General features: G+C 67.9%; 14 protein-coding genes and 1 pseudogene. 8 read left to right on the top strand and 7 right to left on the bottom strand.

From position 1 onward, the window contains the following. A pseudogene (locus tag ABE487_RS15760) lies at nucleotides 1-449 on the bottom strand (helix-turn-helix domain-containing protein); the annotation flags it as partial. Between the two features lie 296 nt (nucleotides 450-745). Between ABE487_RS15760 and glnE the strand changes: the two are divergent. The 3 genes from glnE (at nucleotide 746) to ABE487_RS15745 (ending at nucleotide 7955) form a co-directional block, all read left to right on the top strand. After that, the gene (gene glnE, locus ABE487_RS15755) at nucleotides 746-3520 is read left to right on the top strand and encodes a bifunctional [glutamate--ammonia ligase]-adenylyl-L-tyrosine phosphorylase/[glutamate--ammonia-ligase] adenylyltransferase (RefSeq protein ID WP_346448255.1); all 2775 of its coding nucleotides are present in this window, start codon (nucleotides 746-748) and stop codon (nucleotides 3518-3520) included. A gap of 188 nt (nucleotides 3521-3708) precedes the next feature. Continuing rightward, nucleotides 3709-4587 (top strand): RNA polymerase sigma factor RpoH, encoded by an 879-nt coding sequence (gene rpoH, locus ABE487_RS15750; RefSeq protein ID WP_337244027.1) that lies wholly within the window; start codon nucleotides 3709-3711, stop codon nucleotides 4585-4587. A 272-nt stretch (nucleotides 4588-4859) separates the two neighbouring features. Continuing rightward, entirely contained in the window at nucleotides 4860-7955 is a 3096-nt protein-coding gene (locus tag ABE487_RS15745) for a TonB-dependent receptor (protein ID WP_346452304.1), read from the top strand. A gap of 162 nt (nucleotides 7956-8117) precedes the next feature. Here the strand turns inward: ABE487_RS15745 and zupT are convergent, their stop codons facing one another. From zupT to ABE487_RS15720, 5 genes are all read right to left on the bottom strand, one after another. After that, nucleotides 8118-8927, bottom strand: a complete 810-nt coding sequence (gene zupT, locus ABE487_RS15740) for a zinc transporter ZupT (protein ID WP_346442920.1) — start codon at nucleotides 8925-8927, stop codon at nucleotides 8118-8120. Nucleotides 8928-8953: 26 nt separating this feature from the next. Further along, nucleotides 8954-10303, bottom strand: coding sequence for an NAD(P)/FAD-dependent oxidoreductase (locus tag ABE487_RS15735; protein WP_346442922.1), 1350 nt, complete (start codon nucleotides 10301-10303; stop codon nucleotides 8954-8956). A gap of 182 nt (nucleotides 10304-10485) precedes the next feature. After that, entirely contained in the window at nucleotides 10486-13317 is a 2832-nt protein-coding gene (locus tag ABE487_RS15730; protein WP_346442924.1) for a valine--tRNA ligase, read from the bottom strand. A gap of 106 nt (nucleotides 13318-13423) precedes the next feature. Next, nucleotides 13424-13846, bottom strand: a complete 423-nt coding sequence (locus ABE487_RS15725) for a DNA polymerase III subunit chi (RefSeq protein WP_346442926.1) — start codon at nucleotides 13844-13846, stop codon at nucleotides 13424-13426. Nucleotides 13847-13984: 138 nt separating this feature from the next. Continuing rightward, nucleotides 13985-15466 (bottom strand): leucyl aminopeptidase, encoded by a 1482-nt coding sequence (locus ABE487_RS15720; RefSeq protein ID WP_346442928.1) that lies wholly within the window; start codon nucleotides 15464-15466, stop codon nucleotides 13985-13987. Between the two features lie 136 nt (nucleotides 15467-15602). Here ABE487_RS15720 and lptF point away from each other — a divergent pair, with 136 nt between their 5' ends. Both lptF and lptG read left to right on the top strand, forming a co-directional pair. Then, nucleotides 15603-16688, top strand: a complete 1086-nt coding sequence (gene lptF, locus ABE487_RS15715; protein ID WP_346452305.1) for an LPS export ABC transporter permease LptF — start codon at nucleotides 15603-15605, stop codon at nucleotides 16686-16688. Then, nucleotides 16685-17794, top strand: a complete 1110-nt coding sequence (gene lptG, locus ABE487_RS15710; protein ID WP_346452306.1) for an LPS export ABC transporter permease LptG — start codon at nucleotides 16685-16687, stop codon at nucleotides 17792-17794. Before lptF ends, lptG begins: the two co-directional genes overlap by 4 nt. Before the next feature lie 103 nt (nucleotides 17795-17897). On the opposite strand, the gene ABE487_RS15705 is transcribed toward lptG, so the two are convergent. Then, the gene (locus ABE487_RS15705; protein ID WP_346452307.1) at nucleotides 17898-18380 is read right to left on the bottom strand and encodes an RDD family protein; all 483 of its coding nucleotides are present in this window, start codon (nucleotides 18378-18380) and stop codon (nucleotides 17898-17900) included. Between the two features lie 101 nt (nucleotides 18381-18481). On the opposite strand from ABE487_RS15705, the gene xerD reads away from it, so the two are divergent. From xerD to purL, 3 genes are all read left to right on the top strand, one after another. Continuing rightward, nucleotides 18482-19462: a site-specific tyrosine recombinase XerD gene (xerD, locus tag ABE487_RS15700; RefSeq protein ID WP_346452308.1), complete on the top strand. Its 981-nt coding sequence runs from the start codon at nucleotides 18482-18484 to the stop codon at nucleotides 19460-19462. Nucleotides 19463-20231: 769 nt separating this feature from the next. Beyond that, nucleotides 20232-21044: a DsbC family protein gene (locus ABE487_RS15695; protein WP_346442936.1), complete on the top strand. Its 813-nt coding sequence runs from the start codon at nucleotides 20232-20234 to the stop codon at nucleotides 21042-21044. 80 nt (nucleotides 21045-21124) lie between these two features. Continuing rightward, the gene (purL, locus tag ABE487_RS15690; RefSeq protein WP_346452309.1) at nucleotides 21125-25108 is read left to right on the top strand and encodes a phosphoribosylformylglycinamidine synthase; all 3984 of its coding nucleotides are present in this window, start codon (nucleotides 21125-21127) and stop codon (nucleotides 25106-25108) included. Nucleotides 25109-25242: the final 134 nt, after the last annotated feature.

Raw genomic sequence — 25242 nt, 5'->3', positions numbered from 1 at the left:
ATCCGGCGCCCGCACAACCTGCCGCAACTGGGCCTTATCGAGCGCCTTGACCGTGTGCCAACCCAGTTGGAAAAAGCGGGCAACAGCCAGGATGTTGCTGGATTCAAGCAGCTGGCTGACCGCCTCGGCCAACCGGTTGGTCACCCGCTGGTAGCGCCCCAGCCAGCTCAACTTTTCAGTCGCGGACCGCCGCACTGGTCGCACCAGACGCGCCGGCGCGGCACCAACAATCGCACTTGAAGTGCCATCAGCGGTAGGTCACGCACCCGCCGCGCAGTCGTCTCAAGCACCTGCCGGCACCGACTGCCGCAGTGCTGGCAGTACATCATGCGGGCGCTGGGCTTGAGGTAGATCGTCACGGTCCGGCTGCCGCCCTCGGGCCATGCGATGCGCTCCACCCGATAGCCTTCCCACCCGCCCAGCCTCTCGATCATCTTGCGGTCGAACATCCCCTCACCCTTGCGCCCTGGAATCAGGCCTCAAGCGTAACGGTGGCTGGCAAGGGACTCCCCGCTAATCTGCGAAGAACCTTTTTTTTGGTTCTTCGCCGGCGCCGGTCGATTCTGCGTCTTCCCGCAAAACTAAAACCGGGGGCAGAGTGCAATTTCTCAAGACGAAATTGCACTCTGCCCCCGGTTTGTTGCGGGGGAGAGCGGCGTCCGGCTGGTAGGCTGCTGCCCATCCGAAGTGGAACGCCCATTCCGGCGTCCTGTTTCGCACCGACGGCCGCTGTCATGATGGCGGGATGACCGACGATCCACGTACAGCGCTTGATGCGCATGTCGCCCGCCTGTTGGCCCGCCTGCCCGACGATGTGCACGCCGCCCCCGCGGCGATGGCGCGGCTGCATCCGGTCGCGGTCGCCAGCGACGTCGCGATCGACGTGCTGCAGCGCCAGCCCGACCTGCTCGCAGAGCTGCTGGCCGACGACGGCGATACGCCGCCCGCACCGCCGCAGTTGGACGCCGGCAATCGCAGCGACTGGCCGATGCTGCTGCGGCGCTATCGCCTGGCCTGTTCGACCCGGCTGATCTGGCGCGACGTGCATGGGCTGGACGATGTCGAAACGACGCTCGCCGGCAGCACCCAGTTGGCCGAGACCTGCCTGCAGGTCGCACTTGACGCCCTCGAACAGGCTTTCGCCGATCGCCACGGCGTCGTGCGCGACGGCGAGGGCCGCGCGGTGCGGTTGGTCGTGTTCGGGCTCGGCAAGCTCGGCGGTGGCGAACTGAACTTCAGTTCCGATATCGATCTGGTCTACGGCTTCGAAGCGGCCGGCGAGAGCGACGGCGCGCGGCCGTTGGCGGCCGAGGACTACTTCACCCGGCTGGGCCAGCAACTGGCGCGGCTGCTCGACGAGATCACCGGCGACGGCTTCTGCCATCGCGTCGACCTGCGCCTGCGGCCGTTCGGCAACGCCGGCCGGATCGCGTTGAGCTTTGCGGCGATGGAGCAGTACTTCCAGCGCGAGGGACGCGATTGGGAGCGCTATGCCTGGCAAAAAGCACGGCCCGTGGCCGGCGACCTCGCCGCAGGCGCGCGTTTCCTCGACCTGCTGCGCCCGTTCGTCTACCGCCGTTATCTCGACTTCGGCGCGCTCGACGGCCTGCGGCAGATGAAGGACATGATCGCGGCCGAAGTCGCGCGCCGGGAGCTGGCCGACGACATCAAGCGCGGCGATGGCGGCATCCGCGAAGTCGAGTTCCTGGCCCAGGCGCTGCAGCTGATCCGGGGCGGGCGCGAACCGGCGCTGCGCGAGCGACGGCTGCTGCCGGCACTGCGCGCGCTGCATGCGGCAGGGCAACTGGCCGACGAGGCGCTGGCGCGGCTGCAGGCGGCCTACCTGTTCCTGCGCCGCGTCGAGAACCGGCTGCAGATGCTGCGCGATGCGCAAACCCATCTGCTGCCGGCCGATCCGCTCGACCGGCTGCGGATCGCGTCCGGTCTGGGGTACGCCCATTGGGCGGCGCTTGAGACCGAGCTGCGGCGCGAGCGCGGCCACGTTGCGCACGAGTTCGATGCGCTGCTGGCGGTCCGCAGCCAGCAGCGCAGCGTCGACACCGACAGCGATCTGGCGACCTGGTGGCGCGCGCTGCCCGACGGCGGCGATGCGCAGACACTGGCCGAGGCCGGATTTGCCGATGCGCGCGAGGTCGCCGAGGCACTGCGCGACTTCGCGCGCTCGCCGAGCGTGCGCGATCTGTCGGACAATGCCCGCGCGCGGCTCGACCGGCTGATGCCGGTGCTGCTGCAAGCCTCTGCGCCGGCGGATCGGCCGCTGCAGGCGGTGCGCCGCCTGCTGGCGCTGCTGCACAACATCCTGCGGCGTGCGAGCTACCTGGCCTTGCTCGACGAGCAACCGGCTGCGCTGGCGCGGCTGGTGGAGGCGGTGACCCGTAGCGCCTTCCTCGCCGAGCGCCTCGCCGCGCATCCCCTGCTACTCGACGAACTGCTCGACGCCCGGGTCGAAGGGCCATTGCCCGAGCGCGATGGTTTGGCGACCGAGTGCAGCCGTGCGCTGCAGCAGCGCGATCTGGAAGCGGCGCTGCTCGCGCTCAACGAGATCCGCCAGCAATTGAGCTTCCGGATCGCACTGGCCACGCTTGACCGCCGGCTCGATCCGCCGACGGCGACCCGGCAACTGGCCTGGCTGGCCGACGCGGTGGTCGAGGTGGTGCTCGCACTGGCGATGCGCGAACTCGAGCGCGCCCATGGCCGGTTGCCCGATGCCCGTTTCGTGGTGGTCGGCTACGGTAGCCTGGGCGGCGAGGAACTGGGCTTCGGGTCGGACCTCGACCTGGTCTTCCTCTACGACGCGCCCGCCGATGCCCAGTCCGACGGCGCGCGGCCGCTCGATGCCCAGCGTTGGGCGGCGCGTCTTGCGCAGAAGATCGTCGCCCTGCTGGGGACGGTCACCGGCGGCGGCCGGCTCTACGACGTCGACGTGCGTCTGCGCCCGGACGGCGGCAAGGGGCTGCTGGTGTCGTCGCTGGCCAGCTACGCGGAGTACCAGCGCGAGCGCGCATGGACCTGGGAACACCAGGCGCTGGTGCGCGCGCGCGTGGTCGCGGGCGATGCGCCGATGCGCGAGGCGTTCGAATCCGTCCGCAGCGACACACTGGCCCGGCCTCGTGACCCGGCGGCGCTGCGCGAGGAGATCGCCGCGATGCGCCGACGCATGCGCGGCGAACTCGACCGTTCGACGGCCGACCGATTCGACCTCAAGCAGGGCGAGGGTGGGCTGGTGGATCTGGAGTTCCTGGCCCAGTCGCTGGTGCTGCAGGCGGCGGCGACGCACCCCGGACTGCTCGCGCCCAGGGCCACGCCGGCGTTGCTCGAGGCCGCGGCCACGGCGGGTCTGTTGCCGGCCGCCCAGTGTCAGGCGCTCCGCCAGGGCCATGCCTGCCTGTTGGAGGCGGCCTTGACCTGCATGCTCGACCGCCGGCCGCGCATCGCACCGCTCTCGCCGGCGCTGGCGTCGGCGCGGGAGACAATTGCAGGCATCGCCGGCTGGGCCTGATCTTCATCGTGGATTCGCCCGCCTAGGTGCAGGATCGAGTTCCTGAGACGGCTGGCAGCAGTGCCGCGGGCTGTCTCGCTTCTGTGAATGATCCCTGTCCAGGAAGTGCTGGACGTTCCGTAAACGGAACGCTCGGGAACTTCCAGCGGCCTTAGCAGTCATATCTGGAGACTGCTACCATCCCTTTCATGAGCACGCAGACCATGACCCACGCCCTGGTTGCCAACAGCCTGCCGATCCCCAGCCCGCTCGGTTCGCTCGATGCCTATATCGGCGCCGTGCACCAGATTCCGGTGCTGACGGTCGAAGAGGAGCAGGCGCTGGCGCAGAGGTATCGCGATCACGACGATCTCGATGCCGCGCGCGAGCTGGTCCATTCGCATCTGCGCTTCGTCGTCCATGTGGCCCGCGGTTACAACGGCTACGGGTTGCCGCTGGGCGATCTGATCCAGGAGGGCAATATCGGCCTGATGAAGGCCGTCAAGCGCTTCGATCCGGACGTCGGTGTGCGCCTGGTGAGCTTCGCCGTGCATTGGATCCGTGCCGAGATGCACGAGTTCATCCTCAAGAACTGGCGGATCGTGAAGGTCGCCACGACCAAGGCGCAGCGCAAGCTGTTCTTCAATCTGCGCAAGAGCAAGACCCGCCTGGGCTGGCTCAACGCCGAGGAAGTGCGCACCGTCGCCGCCGACCTCAACGTCTCGGAGCGCGAAGTGCTGGAGATGGAGTCGCGTCTGTCGGGCCGCGACATCGGGTTCGATGCGCCCGCGGGCGAGGACGACGACAATGCGCCGCCGGCGCCGGTCGCCTACCTCGTCGCACAGGACGAAGATCCGGCACAGGCGTACGAGCGCAGCGACAGCGAGGCCGACCAGCTCGAACTGCTGCGCGAAGGCATGGCCAAGCTCGACGCCCGCTCGCGCGACATCATCCGTCGCCGCTGGCTCGACGACGAGCACAAGGTGACGCTGCAGGAGCTGGCCGACGAGTACGGCGTGTCCGCCGAGCGGATCCGCCAGGTCGAGGCCAATGCGCTGAAGAAGATGAAGGCGTTGTTCGCGGCCTGAGTCCTGTTCGCCAATGCTGGACCCCGGACGGCCCGCGCAAGCGGGCCGTTTCTGTATGCGCGTTCGCATGCTCTGCAACGCAGGGCCACAAACCCGCCCCCACCCTTCTGAATGCGCAGTGCTTTTTAACCCGACCGTTCGTCGGAAAGTCAATAGATCAGCAGGTCTTTTTGTTGCATTTCTGTTAATTATTAGACTAGCTTCTGCCTTGGTTTTGTTTTTGTTCATGAATGCGCGCAGGCCATGCCGGCGCATCAACCTGAGGAGAAGCAATGAACAAGTGCCACAATCGCGCCAAACCGGTGTTTCGACGTGCCGCATTGAGCATCGCGCTGCTGACCTGTATCGGGGTGGCGACGGCGCAAAGTACTTCGGGAGACATCCTGGGCAGCAATGGTGGCGATCCGGGGAGCCGCGTCCAGGTTCGGAGTCTTGCTTCGGGCGCGACCCGAGAGGCGGTGGTCGGCAATGACGGCCGGTTCCGCATTTCGGCGCTGCCTCCCGGGCAGTATGAGCTGACGGTGTCTGGCAGGACCACTCGGGTCACGGTCATTGCTGGTCAAGCGGTCACGACCTCCCTGGCCGCGGACGCGACCAGCCTGGACACGGTCCGCGTGCGTGGACTGGGGGGCGTCAACAACATCGACCTGACCAGCATCGAAACCCGAACCACATTTACCGCCGAACAGCTCAATACCTTGCCCGTCGCGCGCAACGTCACCGCCGTGTCCTTGCTGACCCCTGGCACCGCGTCGAGCAGCGAGTACTTCGGTAATGCATCTTTTGGTGGTGCTTCAGCAGCCGAGAACAGCTACTACATCAACGGATTCAACGTCACTAACCTGTACGACAACCTTTCGTTCACAGAGGTGCCTTACCAGGCCATCGAGCAGTTGGATGTGCAGACCGGTGGTTACGGTGCCCGATACGGCTTCTCCACTGGCGGCGTGACGAGCGTGGTGGTCAAGCGCGGCAGCAACGAACTCAAGGGAGGGGTGAGTTACACGTTCGCCCCCAACTCGTTGCGGGAGCAGCCTGACCCGGTCACTCTCAAGGACGGCACGATCTGGCGCTCTTATGATCGCAATGAGTCCTCCTCCGACAATCTGAGCTTCTGGACCAGTGGCGCGCTGGTTGAAGACCGGCTGTTCTTCTTTGCGCTAGGGTCATTCAGCAACTGGGATGCGGCCTCCTATGGCGTGCGCGGTAGCGGCTATTCGTCCTCGCCGACCGGCGCCTACACCAGCGCGCTCGGCACGACCGCATACGACTACAAGTCCGAGCAGCCGTACTGGATGGTCAAGTTGGACTGGTACCTCAACGACAACAATCATCTCGAGTACACCGGCTTCGACAATACCCGCAAGCAGACTTACACCAACTACATCGCTGCTTTTGACAGCGCCGCGGCAAATGCGCAGGCGAGCAAGACCGATTACACCGGCAAGGAATTCAGGGAGAACGGTGGCGATACCCACATTCTGAAGTGGACCAGCTACCTGAACGACGATCTCACGCTGTCGCTGCAGTACGGGCGAATGCAGAACACGAATTCCAACTACACCGTCAATGCCGATGGTGTGGAGAACAAGTACTACGGCGATGTCGAGAGCTCGCCGCCTTGCCCCTATGTGCTGGATTATCGACCCGACAGCCCGCGCTTCGGCCAAAACATCGGCTGCGCCACGGTGAGCAGCGTCGATGTATTCAACGGTTCCAATGAGCGTAACGCTGGTCGCATCGATCTCGAATGGCGACTGGGGGATCACCGGTTCTCGTTCGGCTACAGCGACGAGCGCTGGAAGTCCTTTCAGGGCACGATCCAGGACCTCCAGTACATCACCACGTCCGATTACTGGCTTGATGCCGACGAGTCTGTCGATATCGTCGATCGCATCAAGTATGCGACCGGCGGTAGTGTCGAAATCGACCAGAAGTCCTGGTACGTCGAGGACAACTGGAACATCACCGACAACTTCATGTTGTATCTGGGCGTGCGCAACGACTCGTTCGAGAACAAGAACAGCACAGGCGTGACGTTCGTCAAGCAGGACAACATCTGGCAGCCTCGTGTGGGCTTCACCTGGGATGTGACCGGCAACGGCGATAGCAAGCTCTACGCTTCAGTGGGCCGCTACTCGCTTCCGATCGCCGCCAATGTGGCGCTTCGTGCGGCATCTGCCTCGTACTACGTGGAGAACTTCTATACCTACTCCGGCGGCCTGGATCCGGTCACTGGCACCCCGGTCAACATTACCGGACCCTATGATGGTGGCTCTCAGGATCGGATCTACAACGGCGAGGACGGGAGCGTGCCCGATCCGCGCGCGGTCGCATCGCGCGATCTCGATCCCTACACCCAGGACGAGGCCATCCTCGGCTACCAGCACCGGCTTGTGTCCGACAACGCCTTCCTTGACGGCTGGACGCTGGGAGTGAAAGGCACCTATCGCCGTGTCGACACCGCGATCGACGACACTTGCGATGCGCGTGCCCTCTACCGGGCCGGCATCGAGGCAGGTTACGACCTTTCGAACTGGGCGGACGAGTGGACGGTGCCGGGTGGCATCCCGGGCTGCTACCTCTACAACCCGGGCAAGGATCTGACCATCACCACCGACATCAACGTCGATGGCAATCCGGTCACACTGACCGTTCCTGCCGACGCCCTCGGCCCGGAGGCCAAGCGCAACTACAAGGCCGTCACGCTGAGCGCGGACAAGGCGACCGAGAACTGGTACCTGAGCGGTTCGTACACATGGTCCAAGCTGACGGGCAATCTCGAGGGCCTGGTCAAGAGCACCAATGGCCAGGACGACACCGGCACCACGTCTGACTTCGATTTCTCGGAGATCATGATTGGCGCCGATGGTTATCTGTTCAACGATCATCGCCACAGCCTGAAGATCTTCGGCAGTTACGCGCTGAGCGAGCAATGGGAGATCGGCTTCAACCTGCTGGCGCAGTCCGGCTCGCCCATCTCCTGCCTTGGCGGTGGTTACGGCAGCTTCGGCACCCAGTATGGCTATACCGGCGTATTCCACGTATGTGATACCGGCGACATCACCACGGGCTCCAACATCGATCGAGCTGAGGACGATGTGGTCAGTCCTGTTGGCTCTGCCGGCCGGACGCCATGGATCATCACGCTCAGCCCGAGCTTGGTCTACAAGCCCAGCTGGCTCGAGGGGTTGCGGGTGAATGTCGACGTGATCAACGCCTTCAACAACATCAAGCCCGTCCAGGTGTACGAGACCAACTTCGCTTATAACGGCCCCAGCGGCTATCGCAATTACTACAACTACGGTCAGGCGAAGTACTTCTCCGATCCTCGCTACGTCCGGTTCCAGATTCAATACGACTTCTAGTATTGCGGTTCGACCGGCATCGCCGGCTTGCGGTCTCGGCCCGCCTCGTTACGAGGCGGGCCTTTTCATGTACGTATACAGCGGTCCTCAGTGCGCGGCGTCTCGAGTGGCAGCACAAGGAATCCGGCGACGGCACTGGGCGTCACGATCGCGACTTGGACATCACCACTTGAACAGCACCAGGCTCAACGCCAGTGCGGCCATGCCGGCGACCAGGCCGTAGACGGTTTCGTGGCCCTTGGCGTAGCGCTTGGCGGCGGGCAGCAATTCGTCGAGTGCGAGGAAGACCATGACGCCGGCAATGAGCCCGAAGACGGCGCCGAACACCGGTTCGGACAGGAACGGGCGCAGCAGCGCGTATCCGATCAGTGCGCCCAGCGGCTCGGCCAGGCCCGACAGCAGGCAGGCCAGGAAGGCGTAGGTCTTGTTGCTGGTGGCGAAGTACACCGGGACCGCGATCGCGATGCCCTCGGGGATGTTGTGGATTGCGATGGCGAACGCCAACGGCAGGCCGACGCCTGGGTTCTCGATCGTGGCGAAGAACGTCGCCAGGCCTTCCGGGAAGTTGTGCGCGGTGATCGCGACCGCCGTCAGCAGACCGACGCGTTTGACGTAGCTGGCGTTGTGCTCGCGGAAGTACGGGTCGTCGACCTCCAGCCGCTCGTGCGGGTTGGGCACCAGGCGGTCGATGGTGACGATGAACAGCACGCCGCCCAGAAACGCCAGCGTGCCCCAGGTGAAGCCGAGCTGCTCGCCGTAGGCGTCCGTGAAGGCGAGAATCGACTTGTCGAGGATCTCGGTCAGCGACACGTACACCATCGCGCCAGCCGCGAATGCGAGCCCGAACGCGAGCAGGCGTGCGTTGGGCTGCTTGGCGAAGATCACCAGCAGGCTGCCCAGGCCTGTGGCCAGGCCGGCCGCGGTCGTGACCGCGAGCGCGATCAAGAAGTTGTGCGTGGAGATATCGAGCATCGTCAGTGCATCAGATCGGGGGAGGCTCAGTCCGGCGCGGCGTCGGGCGCCGGCGGGTGAGCAGCCATGCTATCGGAAGCCTGCAGCGATCGGTCGCGAACCGCTGCATCGGGCCCGACCTCGGGCGCGGGCCCGAAGATGATCCGCGCCGCGCGCCGGTGGGTCCAGTACGCGAGCGTCCAGTTGAGCAGCACCACGACGCGGTTGCGGAAGCCGATCAGGAAGAACACGTGGGCGACCAGCCAGAACCACCACGCAGGCGCGCCCGAGAGTTTGATGCGCCCCAGATGCGCGACGCCGGCCATGCGGCCGATCGTGGCGAGGTTGCCGTAGTCGCGGTAGACGAACGGCGTCCTGGGCTGGCCGCGCAGGTCGGCGAGCAGGTTGGCGGCCGCGTGCTCGCCCATCTGCTTGGCGGCGGGGGCCACGCCCGGGACCGGGCGCCCGCCGCTCTCGACCGCGACCATGTCGCCGATGGCGTAGATCTCGGGATGGCCGGGCACGGTGAGGTCGGTGGCCACCTGCACACGGCCGGCGCGATCGCGCGGCACATCGAGCAGCGCGCCCAGCGGCGAGGCCGCGACGCCGGCAGCCCAGATCACGGTTCGGGCGGCGATGCGACGCTCGCCGATCCGGTAGCCGTCGGCATCGATCTGGGCGACCGGTTCGCCGGTGAGCACCTCCACGCCGAGCTTTTCCAGCTGGCGGCGCGCCTTGGCCGAGAGGTCCTCGGGGAACGAGGCGAGCACGCGCGGGCCGGCTTCGATCAGCCGGACCTTGGCCAGCGCCGGGTCGATATGCCGGAACTCGCTGCGCAGGGTGTGGCGCGCGATCTCGGCCAGCGTCCCGGCCAGCTCGACACCGGTCGGACCGCCGCCGACGATCGCGAAGCTCAGCCACGCGGCGCGGGCCTCGGGATCAGTCTCGGCCTCGGCGCGCTCGAAGGCGAGCAGCATGCGGCGGCGCAGGTGCAGCGCATCGTCGAGCGTCTTCAGTCCCGGCGCGTGCGGTGCCCAGCGGTCGTTGCCGAAATAGGCGTGGGTGGCGCCGGCGGCGAGCACCAGGCGGTCGTAGCCCAAGGTCATGCCGCCATCGAGGGTGAGCGTGCGAGTCTCGGGCTCGATGCCCTCGACCTCGGCCATGCGCACCTCGACATTGCGCTGGCGTCGCAGGATGTGACGCAACGGCGCGGCGATGTCCGGCGCCGACAGGCCGGCTGTGGCGACCTGGTAAAGCAGCGGCTGGAACAGGTGATGGTTGCCGCGGTCGATCAGGGTGATGCGCACCGGGGCGCTGGCCAGAGCGCGCGTGGCCCAGAGCCCGGCGAAGCCGCCGCCGACGATGACGACGCGAGGAAGGTCGGAAGCGGCGGGCATCGCGGCCTCTCGAAGCGGGGACGTTTCGATTCTAGGTCGAACGCCGTGCACACACGCAAAACCGGGGTCAGAGTCGAATTTTCAAGAAACCGGGGTCAGCATCCAATTGATTCGCCGCGGCCTGATGGATGCGGCGAATAATCGACTCTGACCCCGGTGTTGATCGCGTGAGCGCTACGTGGTCACAGCCGGGCGCGTTGTGCGGCGAGGGCATCGCGTTGTGCGGTCCAGTCGGCCAGGCGTTGACGCTCCTGTTCGACGACTGTCATCGGCGCGTTATTGACGAAGGTCTCGTTCGACAGCTTGCCGTGGCACTTGGCCAGTTCGCCTTCGACGCGCTTGAGCTCCTTGTCCAGGCGCGCGCGCTCGGCATCGAGGTCGACCAGACCCTCGAGCGGGACGTACAGCGCGAATTCGCCGACCAGGGCGGTCGCCGCCGGTGGCGGGTCGCCTTCGAGGCGGTCGATGCGCGCCAGGCGGACCAGGGAACGCAGCTGCGAGTCGAAGCGGCGCAACCGCTCGGTTGACAGCGGATGGTCTTCTCGGGTCAGCAGCACGATCTGGCGCGACGGCGACACGCCCAGTTCGCTGCGGATGCGGCGCAGTGCGCTGACCATCTGCTTGAGCCATTCGACATCGGCATCGGCCTTCGAGTACGCGGCCACGGCCTGCGCGTCGGCCTGCGGATAGGGACGCAGCGAGATCGTCGTGTCGTCGATGCCCAGCCGCGGCGCGACCTGACGCCACAGTTCCTCGGTGACGAACGGGATCAGCGGATGCAGCAGCCGCAGCAGCGATTCGAGCACGTGCAGCAATGTGCGGCGGGTGCTGTCGGCGGCTGCTTGGTCGGTGCCCAACAGCGCCGGCTTGGCCAGTTCGACGAACCAGTCGCAGAACTGGTTCCAGGCGAATTCGTAGAGCGTCTGCGCGAGCAGGTCGAAGCGGTAGCTCTCGAAGTGCGTGCGGGCCTCGTTGGCGGCCTGGTCGAGGCGCGACAGGATCCACTTCTCGGTGTCGGTCACCGGCCAGGCGGTCTCGGCCGGGGCGGCGTCGAAGCCCTCGGTGTTCATCAGCACGAAGCGCGTGGCGTTCCACAGCTTGTTGCAGAAGTTCTTGTAGCCTTCCGCGCGGCCCAGATCGAACTTGATGTCGCGACCGGGGCCGGCGAGCGCGGCCATCGTGAAGCGCAACGGGTCGGCGCCGTGCGCGGCGATGCCTTCGGGGAACTCCTTGCGGGTGGCCTTCTCGATCTTCGGCGCATCCTTGGGCTTCATCAGTCCGGCCGTGCGCTTGGCGACGAGGTCCTCGATCGCGATGCCGTCGATGATGTCCAGCGGGTCGAGCACATTGCCCTTGGACTTGGACATCTTCTGGCCGTCCTTGTCGCGGACCAGGCCGGTCATGTAGACGTCGCGGAACGGCACCTGGCCGACCAGGTGGTCGGTCAGCATGATCATCCGCGCGACCCAGAAGAAGATGATGTCGAAGCCGGTGACGAGCACGCTCGAGGGCACGAAGTGCGCGAAGCCGCGCGCGTCCATCGCCGTCGCGTCCGGCCAGCCCATCGTGCCGATGGGCCACAGCCCCGACGAGAACCAGGTCTCGAGCACGTCGCTGTCCTGGGTCAGCGCCACGTCAGGCCCCAGGCCCGCTTGCTCGCGTGCCTCGGCTTCGGTGCGGGCGACATAGATGTTGCCCGCGGCGTCGTACCACGCCGGGATGCGGTGGCCCCACCACAGCTGGCGGCTGATGCACCAGTCCTGGATGTTCTCCATCCAGTGGCGATAGGTGTTGGTCCAATTGGGCGGGACGAACTTGACGGCGCCGCTTTCCACGAGCGCCAGGCCGCGTTGGGCCAGGCCGTCCATCGCGACGAACCACTGGTCGGTGAGATAAGGCTCGATGACCTGGCCGGTGCGGTCGCCGCGCGGCACCTGCAGCTTGTGCGGGCGCGCCTGCAGCATCAGCCCCTCGGCCTCGAGTTCGGCGAGCACCGCCTTGCGCGCCTCGAAGCGATCCAGGCCCCGGAAGCGCTCGGGCGCCGCGTCGTTGAGCGCGGCGTCGGGGGTGAACAGGTTGATCGTCGGCAGACCATGGCGCTGGCCGACCTGGTAGTCGTTGAAGTCGTGCGCCGGCGTCACCTTGACCACGCCGGTGCCGAATGCACGGTCGACGTAGGCGTCGCCGATCACAGGGATCGTCCGGCCGGTCAACGGCAGCGCCACGGTCTTGCCGATCAGGGCTGCGTAGCGCGGGTCCTCGGGGTGCACCATCACGGCGGTGTCGCCGAGCATCGTTTCCGGGCGCGTGGTCGCCACGACCAGGTGGTCGCGCGTCTCACGCAGCGTCTCGTTGCCGTCGGCGTCGATCTCGATATGCTCGTAGGTCGCGCCGTCGGCCAGCGGATAGCGGATTTCCCACAGGAAGCCGTCTTCCTCTTCGCTGACGACCTCCAGGTCGGAGATCGCGGTCTTGAGCACCGGATCCCAGTTGACCAGACGCTGGCCACGATAGATCAGGCCTTGTTCGTGCAGGCGCACAAAGGCCTCGACCACCGCCTGCGAGGGGTGCGGGTCCATCGTGAACGTCGTGCGCGACCAGTCGCCCGAGGCGCCCAGTCGGCGCATCTGGCGCTCGATCGTGCCGCCCGACTCGGCCTTCCATTCCCAGACCTTCTCGATGAAGCGCTCGCGCCCCAGCGAATCGCGGGTCTCAGTGCTGCCGGCAAGCTTGAGGTTGCGCGAGACCACCATCTCGGTCGCGATACCGGCATGGTCGGTGCCCATCTGCCACAGCGTGCGATAGCCGCGCATCCGGTGATAGCGCACCAGGGCGTCTTGCAGCGTGTGCTGGAACGCGTGGCCCATGTGCAGCGTGCCGGTGACGTTGGGCGGCGGCAGCAGGATCGTGTAGGCCGGGCCGTCACCCTGCGGGGCGAACACACCGCCAGCCTCCCACTCGGCATACAGGCGGGCTTCGAAGGAACCGGGGTCGTAGCTGGGGGAGAGGGGCATGGTGGGAGCGCCGTGATTCGTGATGGGTGATTCGTGATGTGAAGGCGAGTGTCTGGAGCGGAAGTGCATTGCTCGAACCCCCGGGTCCTGGCGTCCGGCCTTCCGTTCACATGTCGTGCTTGGATACCTCGAGCCCGGCCGCCTTGTAGTGGCGCCAGCGCTCGCGCAGCGGGTCGCGGGCCGAATCGTCGGCAGGGACGACTTCGAGCACGCGTTCAAAGCCGCCGTCGACTGCGGCGTCGCGCAGGTTGATGACCAATGCGCGCATCGGGGTGTCGGTGTCGGGGGCTGCGATCAGCACCGGGGCCTGATCGTCCTCGTCGTCGGTCCCGGCGATCTGGTGCGGGATGTAGTCGTCCTCGCCCATGTCCCAGAGCATGTCGTCGAGCAGCTCGGCCTGCGCCATGTCACGTGCCAGCACCAGCGTCCATTGCTGCGCGGCATAGGCCTTGCGCACCAGTTCGCAGACCAGCCGAAGCGGCTCGTCGCGGAAACGGGGCTTGGCGATCAAATAGAAGTCGGCGCGCATGGAAGAGGCAAGGAGATGTCGTCTTAAGCAGGGATCAAGCGAGCGGGCTAAACCGGGGTCAGAGTGCAATTTCGAACGAGGGGCCAGAGTGCGAACTTCGCCTTGCAAAATTGCACTCTGACCCCGGTTCTCCCGGTTTCAGGCCGTGGTGCGGTCGAGCAGCCACTGCGACAGCAGGCCGACGGGGCGGCCGGTGGCATAGGCCATCTTGCCGCTGCCGCTGGCGCTGCCGGCGATGTCCAGGTGGGCCCAGCGCTGTCCTTCGGTGAAGCGCGAGAGGAAGCAGCCGGCCGTGATCGCGCCGCCCCAGCGGCCGCCGATGTTGTAGACGTCGGCGAAGTTGGAATCGAGCATCGACTGGTACTCGTCCCACAGCGGCAGGCGCCAGGCGCGGTCGAAGACGTGCTCGCCGGCGGCCAGCAGTTCGGCGGCCAGGTCGTCGTGCTTGCTCATCAGGCCGGTGGCCTGCGTGCCGAGTGCGACCATGCACGCGCCGGTCAGCGTGGCGACGTCGACCAGGGCGGCCGGCTCGAAACGCTCGGCGTAGGTCAGCGCGTCGCACAGGATCAGCCGGCCTTCGGCGTCGGTGTTGCCGACCTCGATCGTCTTGCCCGACATGCTGGTGAGGACGTCGGACGGGCGATAGCTGTTGCCGTCGACCGCGTTCTCGACCGCCGGCACCACCACATGCAGGTTGATCGGCAGGTCCAGGCCGACCGCGGACACGAACGTGCCCATGACCGTCGCCGCGCCGCACATGTCGAACTTCATCTCTTCGATGCCGCCCTGCGTCTTGAGGTTGACGCCGCCGGTGTCGAAGGTGATGCCCTTGCCGACCAGGACGTAGGGCTTGGCGTCGCCGCCGTTCTTCCAGCTCAGCACGACCAGACGGGGGCGGTTGGCCGAGCCGCGGGCGACGGCCAGCAGTGAGCCCATGCCCAGTGCTTCCATCTGCGCTTCTTCGAGCACTTCGCACGAGGCCTTGTCGAAACGGTCGGCGAACGTACGCGCCTGCTCGGCCAGGTAGGCTGGGTTGCAGACGTTCGGCGGCAGGTTGCCCAGTTCGCGCGCGAACTTCACGCCTGCGGCAATCGCCTTGCCCTGCGCCAGCGCCTGCTCGTCGTCGCCGACGATGGCGATCGAGGTCAACTTCGCCGGCTCGCGCTTCTTGTTGCGCGCGCCCAGCGTGGCGACGTAGCGATAGGCGGCGTGGTCGGCGGCGATCGCCGCCTGGCGGATCTTCCACGCCGTGTCGTGGCCGGCGACCTCGAGGTCGGCCAATGCCAATGCGGCGCTGGCGACCGTGCCGTCCTTGAGGGCGCGGATCGCATCGCCGACGGCGCGCAGGTACTGGGGCGCACCGAACTTGGTGCGCTCGCCCAGGCCGACCGCCAGCACGCGCGGGGCGGTCACGCCAGGCAGGTCGTGCAGCAGAGTGGTGCGCCCGGGCTTGCCGGGCAGGTCGCCGCGCTGGGCGAGCGCCGACAGGCGACCGCCACTGGCGGTGTCGATGGCGGCGGCCGCGCCCGACAGCGGACCGTCGGCAAAGACACCGACGACCAGGCAATCGCTCGACAAAGTGGGGGGCGCGTCGCGGTTCAGGGAGAATTCGAGGGTCATCAACCAGATTCCATGGGGTGATCGGTACACTTCACGGTCCAGCGGGCGTGGCCTGTGACAGGCTGCGCCATCGCAGATGCGTCGTGAAGGCGCGGCTGGACGAACCCCTAAGTCTAAAGCAAAGCCCCCGCGCCCGATGCCGAAGCTCGACCGCTACCTGTTCCGCGAATTTGCCCAGGCGACCTTCGCGGCGCTGGTGGTGCTGATGATTGTCAGCCTCGGCGGGGTGTTTGCCGACGTGCTCGGCGACATCGCGCGCGGCCGGGTGCCGGCCGGCCTGATGCTGGCCCAGTTGGGCCTGCAGGTCGTCAACTACCTGCCCCTGATCCTGCCGCTGGGCCTGATGCTCGGTCTGATGCTGGCGTTCGGGCGGCTGTATCGCGATTCTGAGATGCCGGTACTGACCTCGGTCGGCGTCGGTCCGGTGCGCCTGCTGCGGCCGCTGGCGCTGGTCGTGGTGCCGATGACGTTGTTCATCGGTGCCTGCTCGCTGTGGCTGGGGCCGTGGGCCCGCGCCTACTCGCAGCAGATGATCGAGGCCGGCCAGCGCAGCCTGCTGGTGTCGGGGCTGGAAGCCGGCCGGTTCGTCGAGTTCCCAGGCGGCAACGGCGTGGTCTACGTCAATGCGATGTCCGACGACGGCAGTCGTCTGGGCCGGGTGTTCGTCTATCGCCAGGACGACGGACGCATGGACGTGACCACCGCCCTGAGCGGCGAGTTGAGCGTCGAGGTGGCGGGGCGGTTTCTGCGCCTCGACGAGGGCTTTCGCGTCGAGGGGCCACTCGATGCCGGGCTCGATTACCGGCTGATGCGCTATGCCAGCAACGAAATCCGGCTGCCGGCGGCCGACCTGGGCGCCGATGCCGACGACCCGACCCTGCAGTCCACGCTGACGCTGCTGGGCGACGACCGGCGTGAGGCCCGCGCGCAGCTGCATTTCCGCCTGGCGCCGCCGCTGCTGGCGCTGGCCTTTGCGCTGCTCGCGGTGCCGCTGGCCCGCAGTCCGCCGCGCCAGGCCCGCTACGGCCGGATGATGATGGGCTTTTTGGCCTACGTCATGGGCATGAACCTGATGATGCTGGGCGCCGACTGGGTCGGCGAGGGCCGGATTCCGGTCGCCCTGGGCTTGTGGTGGCTGGTGCTGCCGTTGCTGGGCTTTGGTGCGTGGCTGTTCTTCCGCGATGGCCGTGTGGTCGCGCCCAAGTGGAGGCGTGCGCGATGAGGCCGTTGGTGCGGATCCATGATCTCTACGTCGCCCGCATGGTCATCATCGCGGTGTTCGCGACCTGGGTGGTGCTGGTCGGGTTGGATGCACTGATGGCCGGCGTCAACGAGATCGGCGCCGTTGGGCAGGGCAACTACACCTATATGTCGGCAGTGGCGTACATCCTGCAGACGCTGCCGCGCCGGGCCTACGTGATGTTCCCCACGGCGGCCGTGATCGGTTCACTGATGGGACTGGGCCAGCTCGCCGCGACCTCGGAGCTGATCGCCATGCGCGCGCTGGGGCTGTCGCGGACACGTCTGGCCATTTCGGTCGCCCTGCCGCTGCTGGTGCTCACTGCACTGATGGTGGTCAACGCCGAGACCCTGGGGCCGATCGCCCAGCGCAGCGCCGACAGCATGAAGTCGGCCCAGCGCTCCAACAATATGGTGGTCGGCCGGTACTCGGGGCTGTGGGCGCGCGAGGGCGACACCTTCCTCAATGCGCAGAACGGCAGCGAGGTCGACGAGGCGGGCGGCAGCCGGATCCAGTTGCAGGACGTGCGCCTGTTCGAGTTCGCGAGCGACGGCCGCCTGGAGTCGGTCGCGCATGCCAAGACCGCCGAGCATGGCGCTGACGGCTGGCTGCTGCGCGACGTGCAGCGCACCTGGTTCGAGCCTCGCGCGGTGACCCGGACCGAAGCGCTGGAGGAGCATTGGGCCTCGCAGCTCGACGCCTCCACGCTGGCAGCCAGCGCCAGCAGCATCTGGCGGCCGCGCTACATGCCGGCCAGCGAACTGCGCGCGGGCATCGAGTATCGCAAGCGCAACCAGCTCGATGCCGGGGAGTTAGAGGAGCATTACTGGGGACGCTGGTTCTATCCCCTCAATGTGCTCGCGCTGTGCCTGGCGGCGATTCCGTTCGCGTTCGGCTCGCTGCGCAGCGGCAATGCCGGCAAGCGGCTCTTCATCGGCGTGGTGTTCGCGCTCGGCTTCTGGCTCATGCAGATGCAGGTGGTGAAGTTCGCCGCCGTCTACCGGATCGATTTCCGCTTGGCCTATCTGCTGCCGCCCAGCGTGATGCTGCTGGTGTCCTGGCTGCTGTTCCGCCGACGCGGCGCCTGAGGGGCGCCGCTGTCGCGTCCGTGAGCCGGCGGGGGCGCATGGCCATGCGTCGACGTGGGTGCGTTGGGCTGCGCCCGGCGCGTGCCAACTGCCGCAGATCGTCCTAGTGCCTCGACCGCTTGGGGTCGCGCACGATCCGGGTGCCGCTTGCCCGGTCGTGCCAAGTCAGGCGGTCGCGGTCGAGCCAGGCCCACCAGAACCCCAGGCCGCCAGCCAGCAGCGACACCGTTCCGATCGCGAAACGCAGCCACAGCGCGCGCGACGAGGGCTGGCCGCCGTCGCGTCCGCGCACCCGGATGCGCCAGGGCCGCATGCCCAGGGTCTGGCCGCCATGGCGCCAGCTCACCACCGCATAGCCGCCGGTTGCGAGCCAGCAGCACAGCCACAGCAGCCACTGCAGCGTGCTCATCGGCGCGATGTTCTCGTGGGGAGCGTGATGCCCGGCGAAGGTGTAGCCCGCAGTGAACAGGGCCGACAGCAGCAGCCATAACGCAAGTGCCGGCCACAGGTCGTAAACCAGCGCCAGCAGCCGCCAGCCGATCCAGGGGTGGGCAGGGGCGGCGCTACATGAAGGCGATGCGGACATCGCGACAGGATAGCGGCAGCGCTGCCGAAGCGCGCCGCAGTCGCCTGCGTTTCGACGGGCCGACGGTGCCGGGCCGGCCGCCAGGCTCTAAGCTGCGTACGATGACGCCTGCCATCGCCACGCCCGCCGAACGCCGCGCCCTCGTGGTCGGCCTGCCGCCACTGCGCGACGACGATCGCCACGCGATCGAGGGCTTTCTCGACGCGTTCTGGGCGGAGACCGGGATCGCCGCGCAGACCGGTACGGCCTACCGGCGCGACCTCGAAGGACTCGCGCGCTGGCGCGACGGCCGCGATGGCGGTATCGCGAACGCCGACCGCGCCGCGCTGTTCGATTACCTGGCATGGCGCACGCGCCATGGCTGGTCGCCGCGCAGCAACGCGCGGCTGTTGTCGGCGCTGCGTGCGTTCTATGCCGACCGGCAGCGGCGGCATGGCCGCGCCGACGATCCCACCGCCCTGCTCGAGCCACCGAAGCTGCCGCGCCCGCTGCCCAAGGCCTTGGGCGAATCGCAGATCGAGGCCTTGCTCGCCGCGCCGGATGTGACCGCAGCCGATGGTCTGCGCGACCGCACGATGCTCGAGCTGATGTACGCCTGCGGTCTGCGAGTCAGCGAGCTGACCGGCCTGCCGGCCAATGGCGTCAACCTGCGCCAGGGCGCGCTGCGGGTCACCGGCAAGGGCGAACGCACCCGCTTGGTGCCACTGGGCGAAGAGGCGCAGCACTGGCTGCAGCGATATTTGGCCCAGGCGCGCCCGGTGCTGGCCGGTGGCAAGCCGCTACCGGCCGACGCGCAGGGCGGCACGCCCCTGTTCCTGACCGCGCGTCGGCTGCCACTGACGCGACAGCAGTTCTGGGGCCTGGTCAAACGCTACGCCGCGATCGCAGGCATCGACCCGGCCCGCATCAGCCCGCACGGCCTGCGCCACAGCTTCGCCACCCATCTGCTCAACCACGGCGCCGACCTGCGCGCGCTGCAGATGCTGCTTGGCCACAGTTCCCTGTCGACAACCCAGATCTACACCCTCGTCGCCCGCGAACAGCTCAAACGCCTCCACGCCACCCACCACCCGAGGGGGTGAGCGCATGCGCTTGCGAGCCACTGGCTCGCGCATGCGCGAACGCCCGGCCAAGGATGGCCGGGCTGGGCGTTCGTCAAGCGACTATGCTCCGCCATGGATGGCGGCGGGAGGTACAACTCCGAGGCGGCATGCCGCGTGACGGGGGCGAACGCCTCGCGTGCTTCGCGAGGCCGGACGTGCGCCGAAGTGAATAGCCGATCGCAATTCGACGCCGACCGCGCATGCGCGAACGCCCGGCCAAGGGTGAGACAAGGGCGCTGCGAGGCACCGCCTCGCGCCCTGGGCGAACGCCCCGCGTGCTGTGCGGGGCCGGCCAGCCGGGCCGGGCGTTCATCGAGCGACGAGGTCCGCCATGGACGGCGGTAGGAAGTATCGACGCCGTGGCGGCACTGCCGCGGGGGCTTGGCGAACGCCTCGCGTGCTTCGCGAGGCCGGACGTGCGCCGAAGTGAATAGCCGATCGCAATTCGACGCCGACCGCGCATGCGCGAACGCCCGGCCAAGGGTGAGACAAGGGCGCTGCGAGGCACCGCCTCGCGCCCTGGGCGAACACCCCGCGTGCTGTGCGGGGCCGGCCAGCCGGGCCGGGCGTTCATCGAGCGACGAGGTCCGCCATGGACGGCGGTGAGAGGTATCGACGCCGTGGCGGCACTGCCGCGCGGGCGCCGTGAACGAGAGCGGGGCCGTCAAGGCGCCCGTGGCGCCCGGGTCCCGGCTTCGTGCCAGAATCGGCGCTTCTGGAGTTTCTCCGTCCGCGGTAGCCCGATGCGATGAAGCGATACCTGTTCGCCCTGTTGAGTGCCTTCAGCCTGTCCGCCTGTGCCCAGGGCACGAGCGCCCCCGATGCGACGGGCGCACCGGCCGCGCCGGCTTCGGCCGCGAGTGCCGCTGCCGACGTGGCGCCGCCGCCGGGCACGCCGGCCGCGAGTGCGCGCAACGCGATCCTGTCGATCAACCCGCAGGTCTCGATCGAGAGCATCCACGACGCGCCGCTGCCCGGTTTCCAGGAAGTGATCGTCGCCGGGCAGGTGCTCTACGTCAGCAACGATGGCCGCTACGTCATGCAGGGCAGCCTGTTCGACGCGCAGGAGAAGCGCGACCTGAGCCAGTCCGGCCTGTCGCAGCTGCGCAAGCGCTTGCTGTCGGAGGTGCCCGAGGAGCAACGCATCATCTTCGCGCCCGCCAACCCCAAGTACACCGTGTCGGTCTTCACCGACGTCGAGTGCGGCTACTGCCGCCGTCTGCACGACGACATCGCCGAATACAACAAGCGCGGCATCGCCATCGAGTACCTGGCCTATCCGCGCATGGGACCGGACAGTGAGGATTTCCGGTTGATGGAGTCGGTGTGGTGCGCGGCCGATCGCCGCAAGGCCTTGACCGATGCCAAGGCCGGGCGTCGGGTGACCTCCCAGCCCTGCGCCAATCCAGTGGCCGCGCACTACGCGCTGGGCCAGCGCGTGGGCCTGACCGGCACCCCGATGATCGTGGCCGAAGACGGCACCCAGATGCCCGGCTACATGCCCCCGGACCAGTTGCTCGCCGCCCTGCAGCGTCTGGCCGGTGCGGCTGGCGGTCGCTGAGCCGGCAATCAGGACGTAACCGGGCGGCAGGCCCGCCCATTGGCTACAATGGGCGGCCCTGAATCACGGTTTGCCCGGACATGATCGTCCTCGAGGGCCAACAGGCCCTGTCGCCGTTCCGACGCGAGCGGCTTGAAGCGCGTCTGCAAGCGGTCTCGCCGGCGCTGCGCGTCGCCGACGCCTGGCACGTCTACTTCGTCGAGCCCGAACCGGGCCGCACGCCGGACGACGCCACCCTGCGTCGCCTGCTCGAAGTCGACGCCGGTCCCGGGCCGGCGCGTGCACCGGATGCGGTGTCGCGCATCGTCTCGCCGCGGTTGGGCACGATGTCGCCCTGGGCGAGCAAGGCTGGTGAATTGCTGCGCGGCGCCGGGCTGCCGATTCACCGCGTCGAGCGCGGCCTGCGCATCGATCTGCTCGGCGGGTCCGGTTCGGCCGCAGAGCGCGCCGCGGTGGACAAGCTGCTCCACGACCCGATGACCGAGTCGTTGCTCGACGACGTCGACGCGGCGCAGGCGCTGTTCGCCGTGCCGCAGCGTGGCGTGCTCGAGCGCATCCCGCTCGACGCGCTCGAGGCGGCGAATGCACGGCTCGGCCTGGCGCTGGCCGACGACGAGATCGCCTACCTGCGCGAGCGCTTCGGCGTGCTCGGGCGTGCGCCCTCGGACGTCGAACTGATGATGTTCGCGCAGGCCAACTCCGAGCATTGCCGGCACAAGATCTTCAATGCGACCTGGACCATCGACGGCGAGGCGCAGCCGCAGTCGCTGTTCCGCATGATCCGCCATACGCACGCGCAGACGCCCGAGCACACGCTGTCGGCCTACAGCGACAACGCCGCGGTCGTGGAAGGCTATCCGGCGCGTCGCTTCCGGCCCGACCCGGTGTCGTTCGAGTACCGCAGCGAGCCGTTGCTCGACAGCGCGTTCTGCATCAAGGTCGAGACCCACAATCACCCGACGGCGATCTCGCCGTTCGCCGGTGCGGCGACCGGTGCGGGCGGCGAGATCCGCGACGAGGGCGCGACCGGACGCGGCGGCAAGCCCAAGGCCGGCCTGACCGGCTTCACCGTCTCGCACCTGCGCATCCCGACATTGCCGCAGCCCTGGGAGGGCGCGCGCGCGCTCAACCCGCGCATGGCGCCGGCGCTGGAGATCATGCTCGACGGCCCGCTCGGCGGCGCGGCGTTCAACAACGAGTTCGGGCGGCCCAACCTGCTCGGCTATTTCCGCAGTTTCGAACTGGCCGAGGGCGACGACGGGCTGCAGCGCGGCTACGACAAGCCGATCATGCTGGCCGGCGGCCTGGGCGCGATCGACCGCTCGATGGTCGAAAAGAAACGCCTGTCGCCCGGCGATGCGGTCGTGGTGCTGGGCGGGCCGGCGATGCTGATCGGGCTGGGCGGCGGCGCCGCCAGTTCCGTGGCCTCGGGCGAGAGCGCCGAAGACCTGGATTTCGCCTCGGTGCAGCGCGACAACCCCGAGATGGAACGGCGCTGCCAGGAAGTGATCGACCGCTGCGTCGCGTTGGGCGAGCGCAATCCGATCCTGTGGTTCCACGATGTCGGCGCCGGCGGCTTGTCGAACGCGATTCCCGAGCTGCTGCATGACTCGGGCGTGGGGGGCATCATCGATCTGGACCGCGTGCCCAGCGACGATCCGTCGCTGTCGCCGATGCAGCTGTGGTGCAACGAGTCGCAGGAGCGTTACGTCCTGGGCATTCCGCAGGACCGGGTCGACGAGTTCACCGCGATCTGCGCGCGCGAGCGCTGCCCGTTCGCGGTCGTCGGCGTGGCGACCGCCGAAGAGCACCTGACCGTCGGTTATGGCGTCCTGCCGCAATTGCTTCCCCCGCATGCGGGGGAAGGTGCCCGAAGGGCGGAAGGGGGCGGGGCCGCAAGCGGCGGCAATGAGTGGCATCACCCGATCGACCTGCCGATGGACGTGCTGTTCGGCAAGGCGCCGAAGATGCATCGCGACAGCGCACGGCTGGCGCCGCACCGCTGGCCGGCCGTCGATACCCGCAGCATCGGCCTGCACGAGGCCGGCCTGCGTGTGCTCGCGCATCCGACCGTCGCAGCCAAGCAGTTCCTGGTCACGATCGGCGACCGCTCGGTCGGCGGGCTGACCGCACGCGACCAGATGGTCGGCCCGTGGCAGCTGCCGGTGGCCGACTGTGCGATCACGCTGTCGGATTTCGACGGCTTCACCGGCGAGGCGATGGCGATCGGCGAGCGCACGCCGCTGGCGCTGATCGACGCCGCCGCCGCGGCGCGCATGGCCGTCGGCGAGGCGATCACCAATCTGTGCGCGGCACCGGTGGAGACGCTGCACCGGGTCAAGCTGTCGGCCAACTGGATGGCCGCCGCCGGTCACCCCGGCGAAGACGCCCGGCTGTTCGATGCCGTGCGTGCGGTTGCGATGGAACTGTGTCCTGCGCTCGACCTGTCGATCCCGGTCGGCAAGGACTCGCTGTCGATGCAGGCGCAGTGGCAGGACGCTGCCAGCGCTTCCGCGTCGTCGAGCGATCCCTCGCAGATCGCCAACAACGTGACCCACAAAGTCGTCTCGCCGGTCTCGCTGATCGTCAGCGCGTTCGCGCCGGTGCCGGACGTGCGCACGCAGCTGACACCGTTGCTGGCACGCGCGCCGGGCAGCGAGCTGTGGCTGATCGGCCTGGGCGCGGGCAAGCAGCGGCTCGGTGGGTCGGTGCTGGCGCAGTGCTTCGACGCGTTCGGCGGGCCGTGCCCGGACGTCGACGATCCGGCCCGGCTGAAGGCGTTTTTCGAATTGATCAGCGAGGCCCGCGAGGCCGGCCTGCTGTTGGCCTACCACGACCGCTCCGATGGCGGCGCGTTCGCTGCCCTGTGCGAGATGGCGTTCTGCTCGCGGCAGGGGCTGGAGATCGACCTGGAAGGCTGGGGCGAGGCGCGCCAGCGCGATGCCGTGCGCACGCTGTTCTCTGAGGAACTGGGTGCGGTGGTGCAGATCGCGTCCGAGGACCGGGCCGAGTTCGCCGACCTGGTCGAGCGGCACGGGTTGATCGAGTGCGCGCAGCGCATCGCCCGGCCGACCTCCTCGCCGACGATTCGCGTCCTCGACGGCGAAGACCCGTTGGCCGAATGGAAATGGGAAGCGCTGTTCGACGCGTGGTGGTCGGTGACCCATGCGATGCAGTCGCTGCGCGACAATCCCGAGTGCGCGGACGAGGAGCGTGCTTGCGCACGCGATTTCGCCGCGCCTGGCCTGCGTCCGGTGCTCACGTTCGATCCGGCCTCGGCGCCGTACGTCGCCACCGGCGCACGTCCGCGCGTGGCGATCCTGCGCGAGCAGGGGGTCAACGGTCAGATCGAGATGGCCGCGGCCTTCGATCGTGCGGGCTTTGCCGCGATCGATGTGCACATGAGCGACCTCATCGAGGGACGTGTTGACCTGGCGACCATGCAGGGCCTGGCGGCCTGTGGCGGCTTCAGCTACGGAGACGTGCTCGGCGCAGGACGTGGCTGGGCCACCTCGGTGCTCGAGCGGGCGCAACTGCGCGACGCGTTCGCGGCGTTCTTCGAACGTGGCGATACCTTCTCGCTGGGCGTGTGCAATGGCTGCCAGATGCTGTCCCAGCTCAAAGCGATCATCCCGGGCACCGAGCACTGGCCGCGGCTGTTGCGCAACCGCAGCGAGCGGTTCGAGGGCCGTGTCGGCCTGCTCGAGGTCGTCGAGTCGCCGTCGCTGTTTTTTGCCGGCATGACCGGATCGCGCATTCCCGTCGCGATCTCGCATGGCGAAGGGCGGGTGCAGTTCGACGATGCGAAGGCGCGCTCCGCGGCGCGGGTCGCGTTGCGCTACATCGAGGGCGATGGCACGCCCGCGGTGCGCTATCCGGCCAATCCCAACGGCTCGCAGGACGCGATCGCCGGGCTGTGCTCGGACGATGGGCGCGTGACGATCCTGATGCCGCACCCCGAGCGCACCCCGCGCGCCGTCAACTTCAGTTGGGCCCCGGCCGATTGGTCGGACGTCAGCCCGTGGATGCGGATGTTCGACAACGTGCGCAGGTCCGTAGCCTGAACTGACGCGATTCGTCACTTTCGCGCAAACCTGTCCAGATCGGGACCCGGCCTATTGGCCGGGTCCCGTCGTCATGCACGCGCGTTCCCCTGTTACCCACACTCGAGGTACGGTTCTAGAGCAGCCGTGCGCGG

Origin of the sequence: Luteimonas sp. TWI596, from assembly GCF_039674105.1 — a bacterium.
In the GTDB taxonomy this organism is placed as follows: domain Bacteria; phylum Pseudomonadota; class Gammaproteobacteria; order Xanthomonadales; family Xanthomonadaceae; genus Luteimonas.
Note: the sequence above shows the minus strand (reverse complement) of the source record. Positions and strands in the feature narration are given on the sequence as shown.

Bases quoted from the DNA above. Each gene is read 5' to 3' on its own strand.
- purL (WP_346452309.1), top strand. From the start codon at position 21,125: ATGATCGTCCTCGAGGGCCAACAGGCCCTGTCGCCGTTCCGACGCGAG.
- lptF (WP_346452305.1), top strand. From the start codon at position 15,603: ATGCCGAAGCTCGACCGCTACCTGTTCCGCGAATTTGCCCAGGCGACC.
- xerD (WP_346452308.1), top strand. From the start codon at position 18,482: ATGACGCCTGCCATCGCCACGCCCGCCGAACGCCGCGCCCTCGTGGTC.
- ABE487_RS15745 (WP_346452304.1), top strand. From the start codon at position 4,860: ATGAACAAGTGCCACAATCGCGCCAAACCGGTGTTTCGACGTGCCGCA.
- ABE487_RS15735 (WP_346442922.1), bottom strand. From the start codon at position 10,303: ATGCCCGCCGCTTCCGACCTTCCTCGCGTCGTCATCGTCGGCGGCGGC.
- ABE487_RS15695 (WP_346442936.1), top strand. From the start codon at position 20,232: ATGAAGCGATACCTGTTCGCCCTGTTGAGTGCCTTCAGCCTGTCCGCC.
- ABE487_RS15730 (WP_346442924.1), bottom strand. From the start codon at position 13,317: ATGCCCCTCTCCCCCAGCTACGACCCCGGTTCCTTCGAAGCCCGCCTG.
- zupT (WP_346442920.1), bottom strand. From the start codon at position 8,927: ATGCTCGATATCTCCACGCACAACTTCTTGATCGCGCTCGCGGTCACG.
- ABE487_RS15720 (WP_346442928.1), bottom strand. From the start codon at position 15,466: ATGACCCTCGAATTCTCCCTGAACCGCGACGCGCCCCCCACTTTGTCG.
- ABE487_RS15725 (WP_346442926.1), bottom strand. From the start codon at position 13,846: ATGCGCGCCGACTTCTATTTGATCGCCAAGCCCCGTTTCCGCGACGAG.
- glnE (WP_346448255.1), top strand. From the start codon at position 746: ATGACCGACGATCCACGTACAGCGCTTGATGCGCATGTCGCCCGCCTG.
- lptG (WP_346452306.1), top strand. From the start codon at position 16,685: ATGAGGCCGTTGGTGCGGATCCATGATCTCTACGTCGCCCGCATGGTC.
- ABE487_RS15705 (WP_346452307.1), bottom strand. From the start codon at position 18,380: ATGTCCGCATCGCCTTCATGTAGCGCCGCCCCTGCCCACCCCTGGATC.
- rpoH (WP_337244027.1), top strand. From the start codon at position 3,709: ATGAGCACGCAGACCATGACCCACGCCCTGGTTGCCAACAGCCTGCCG.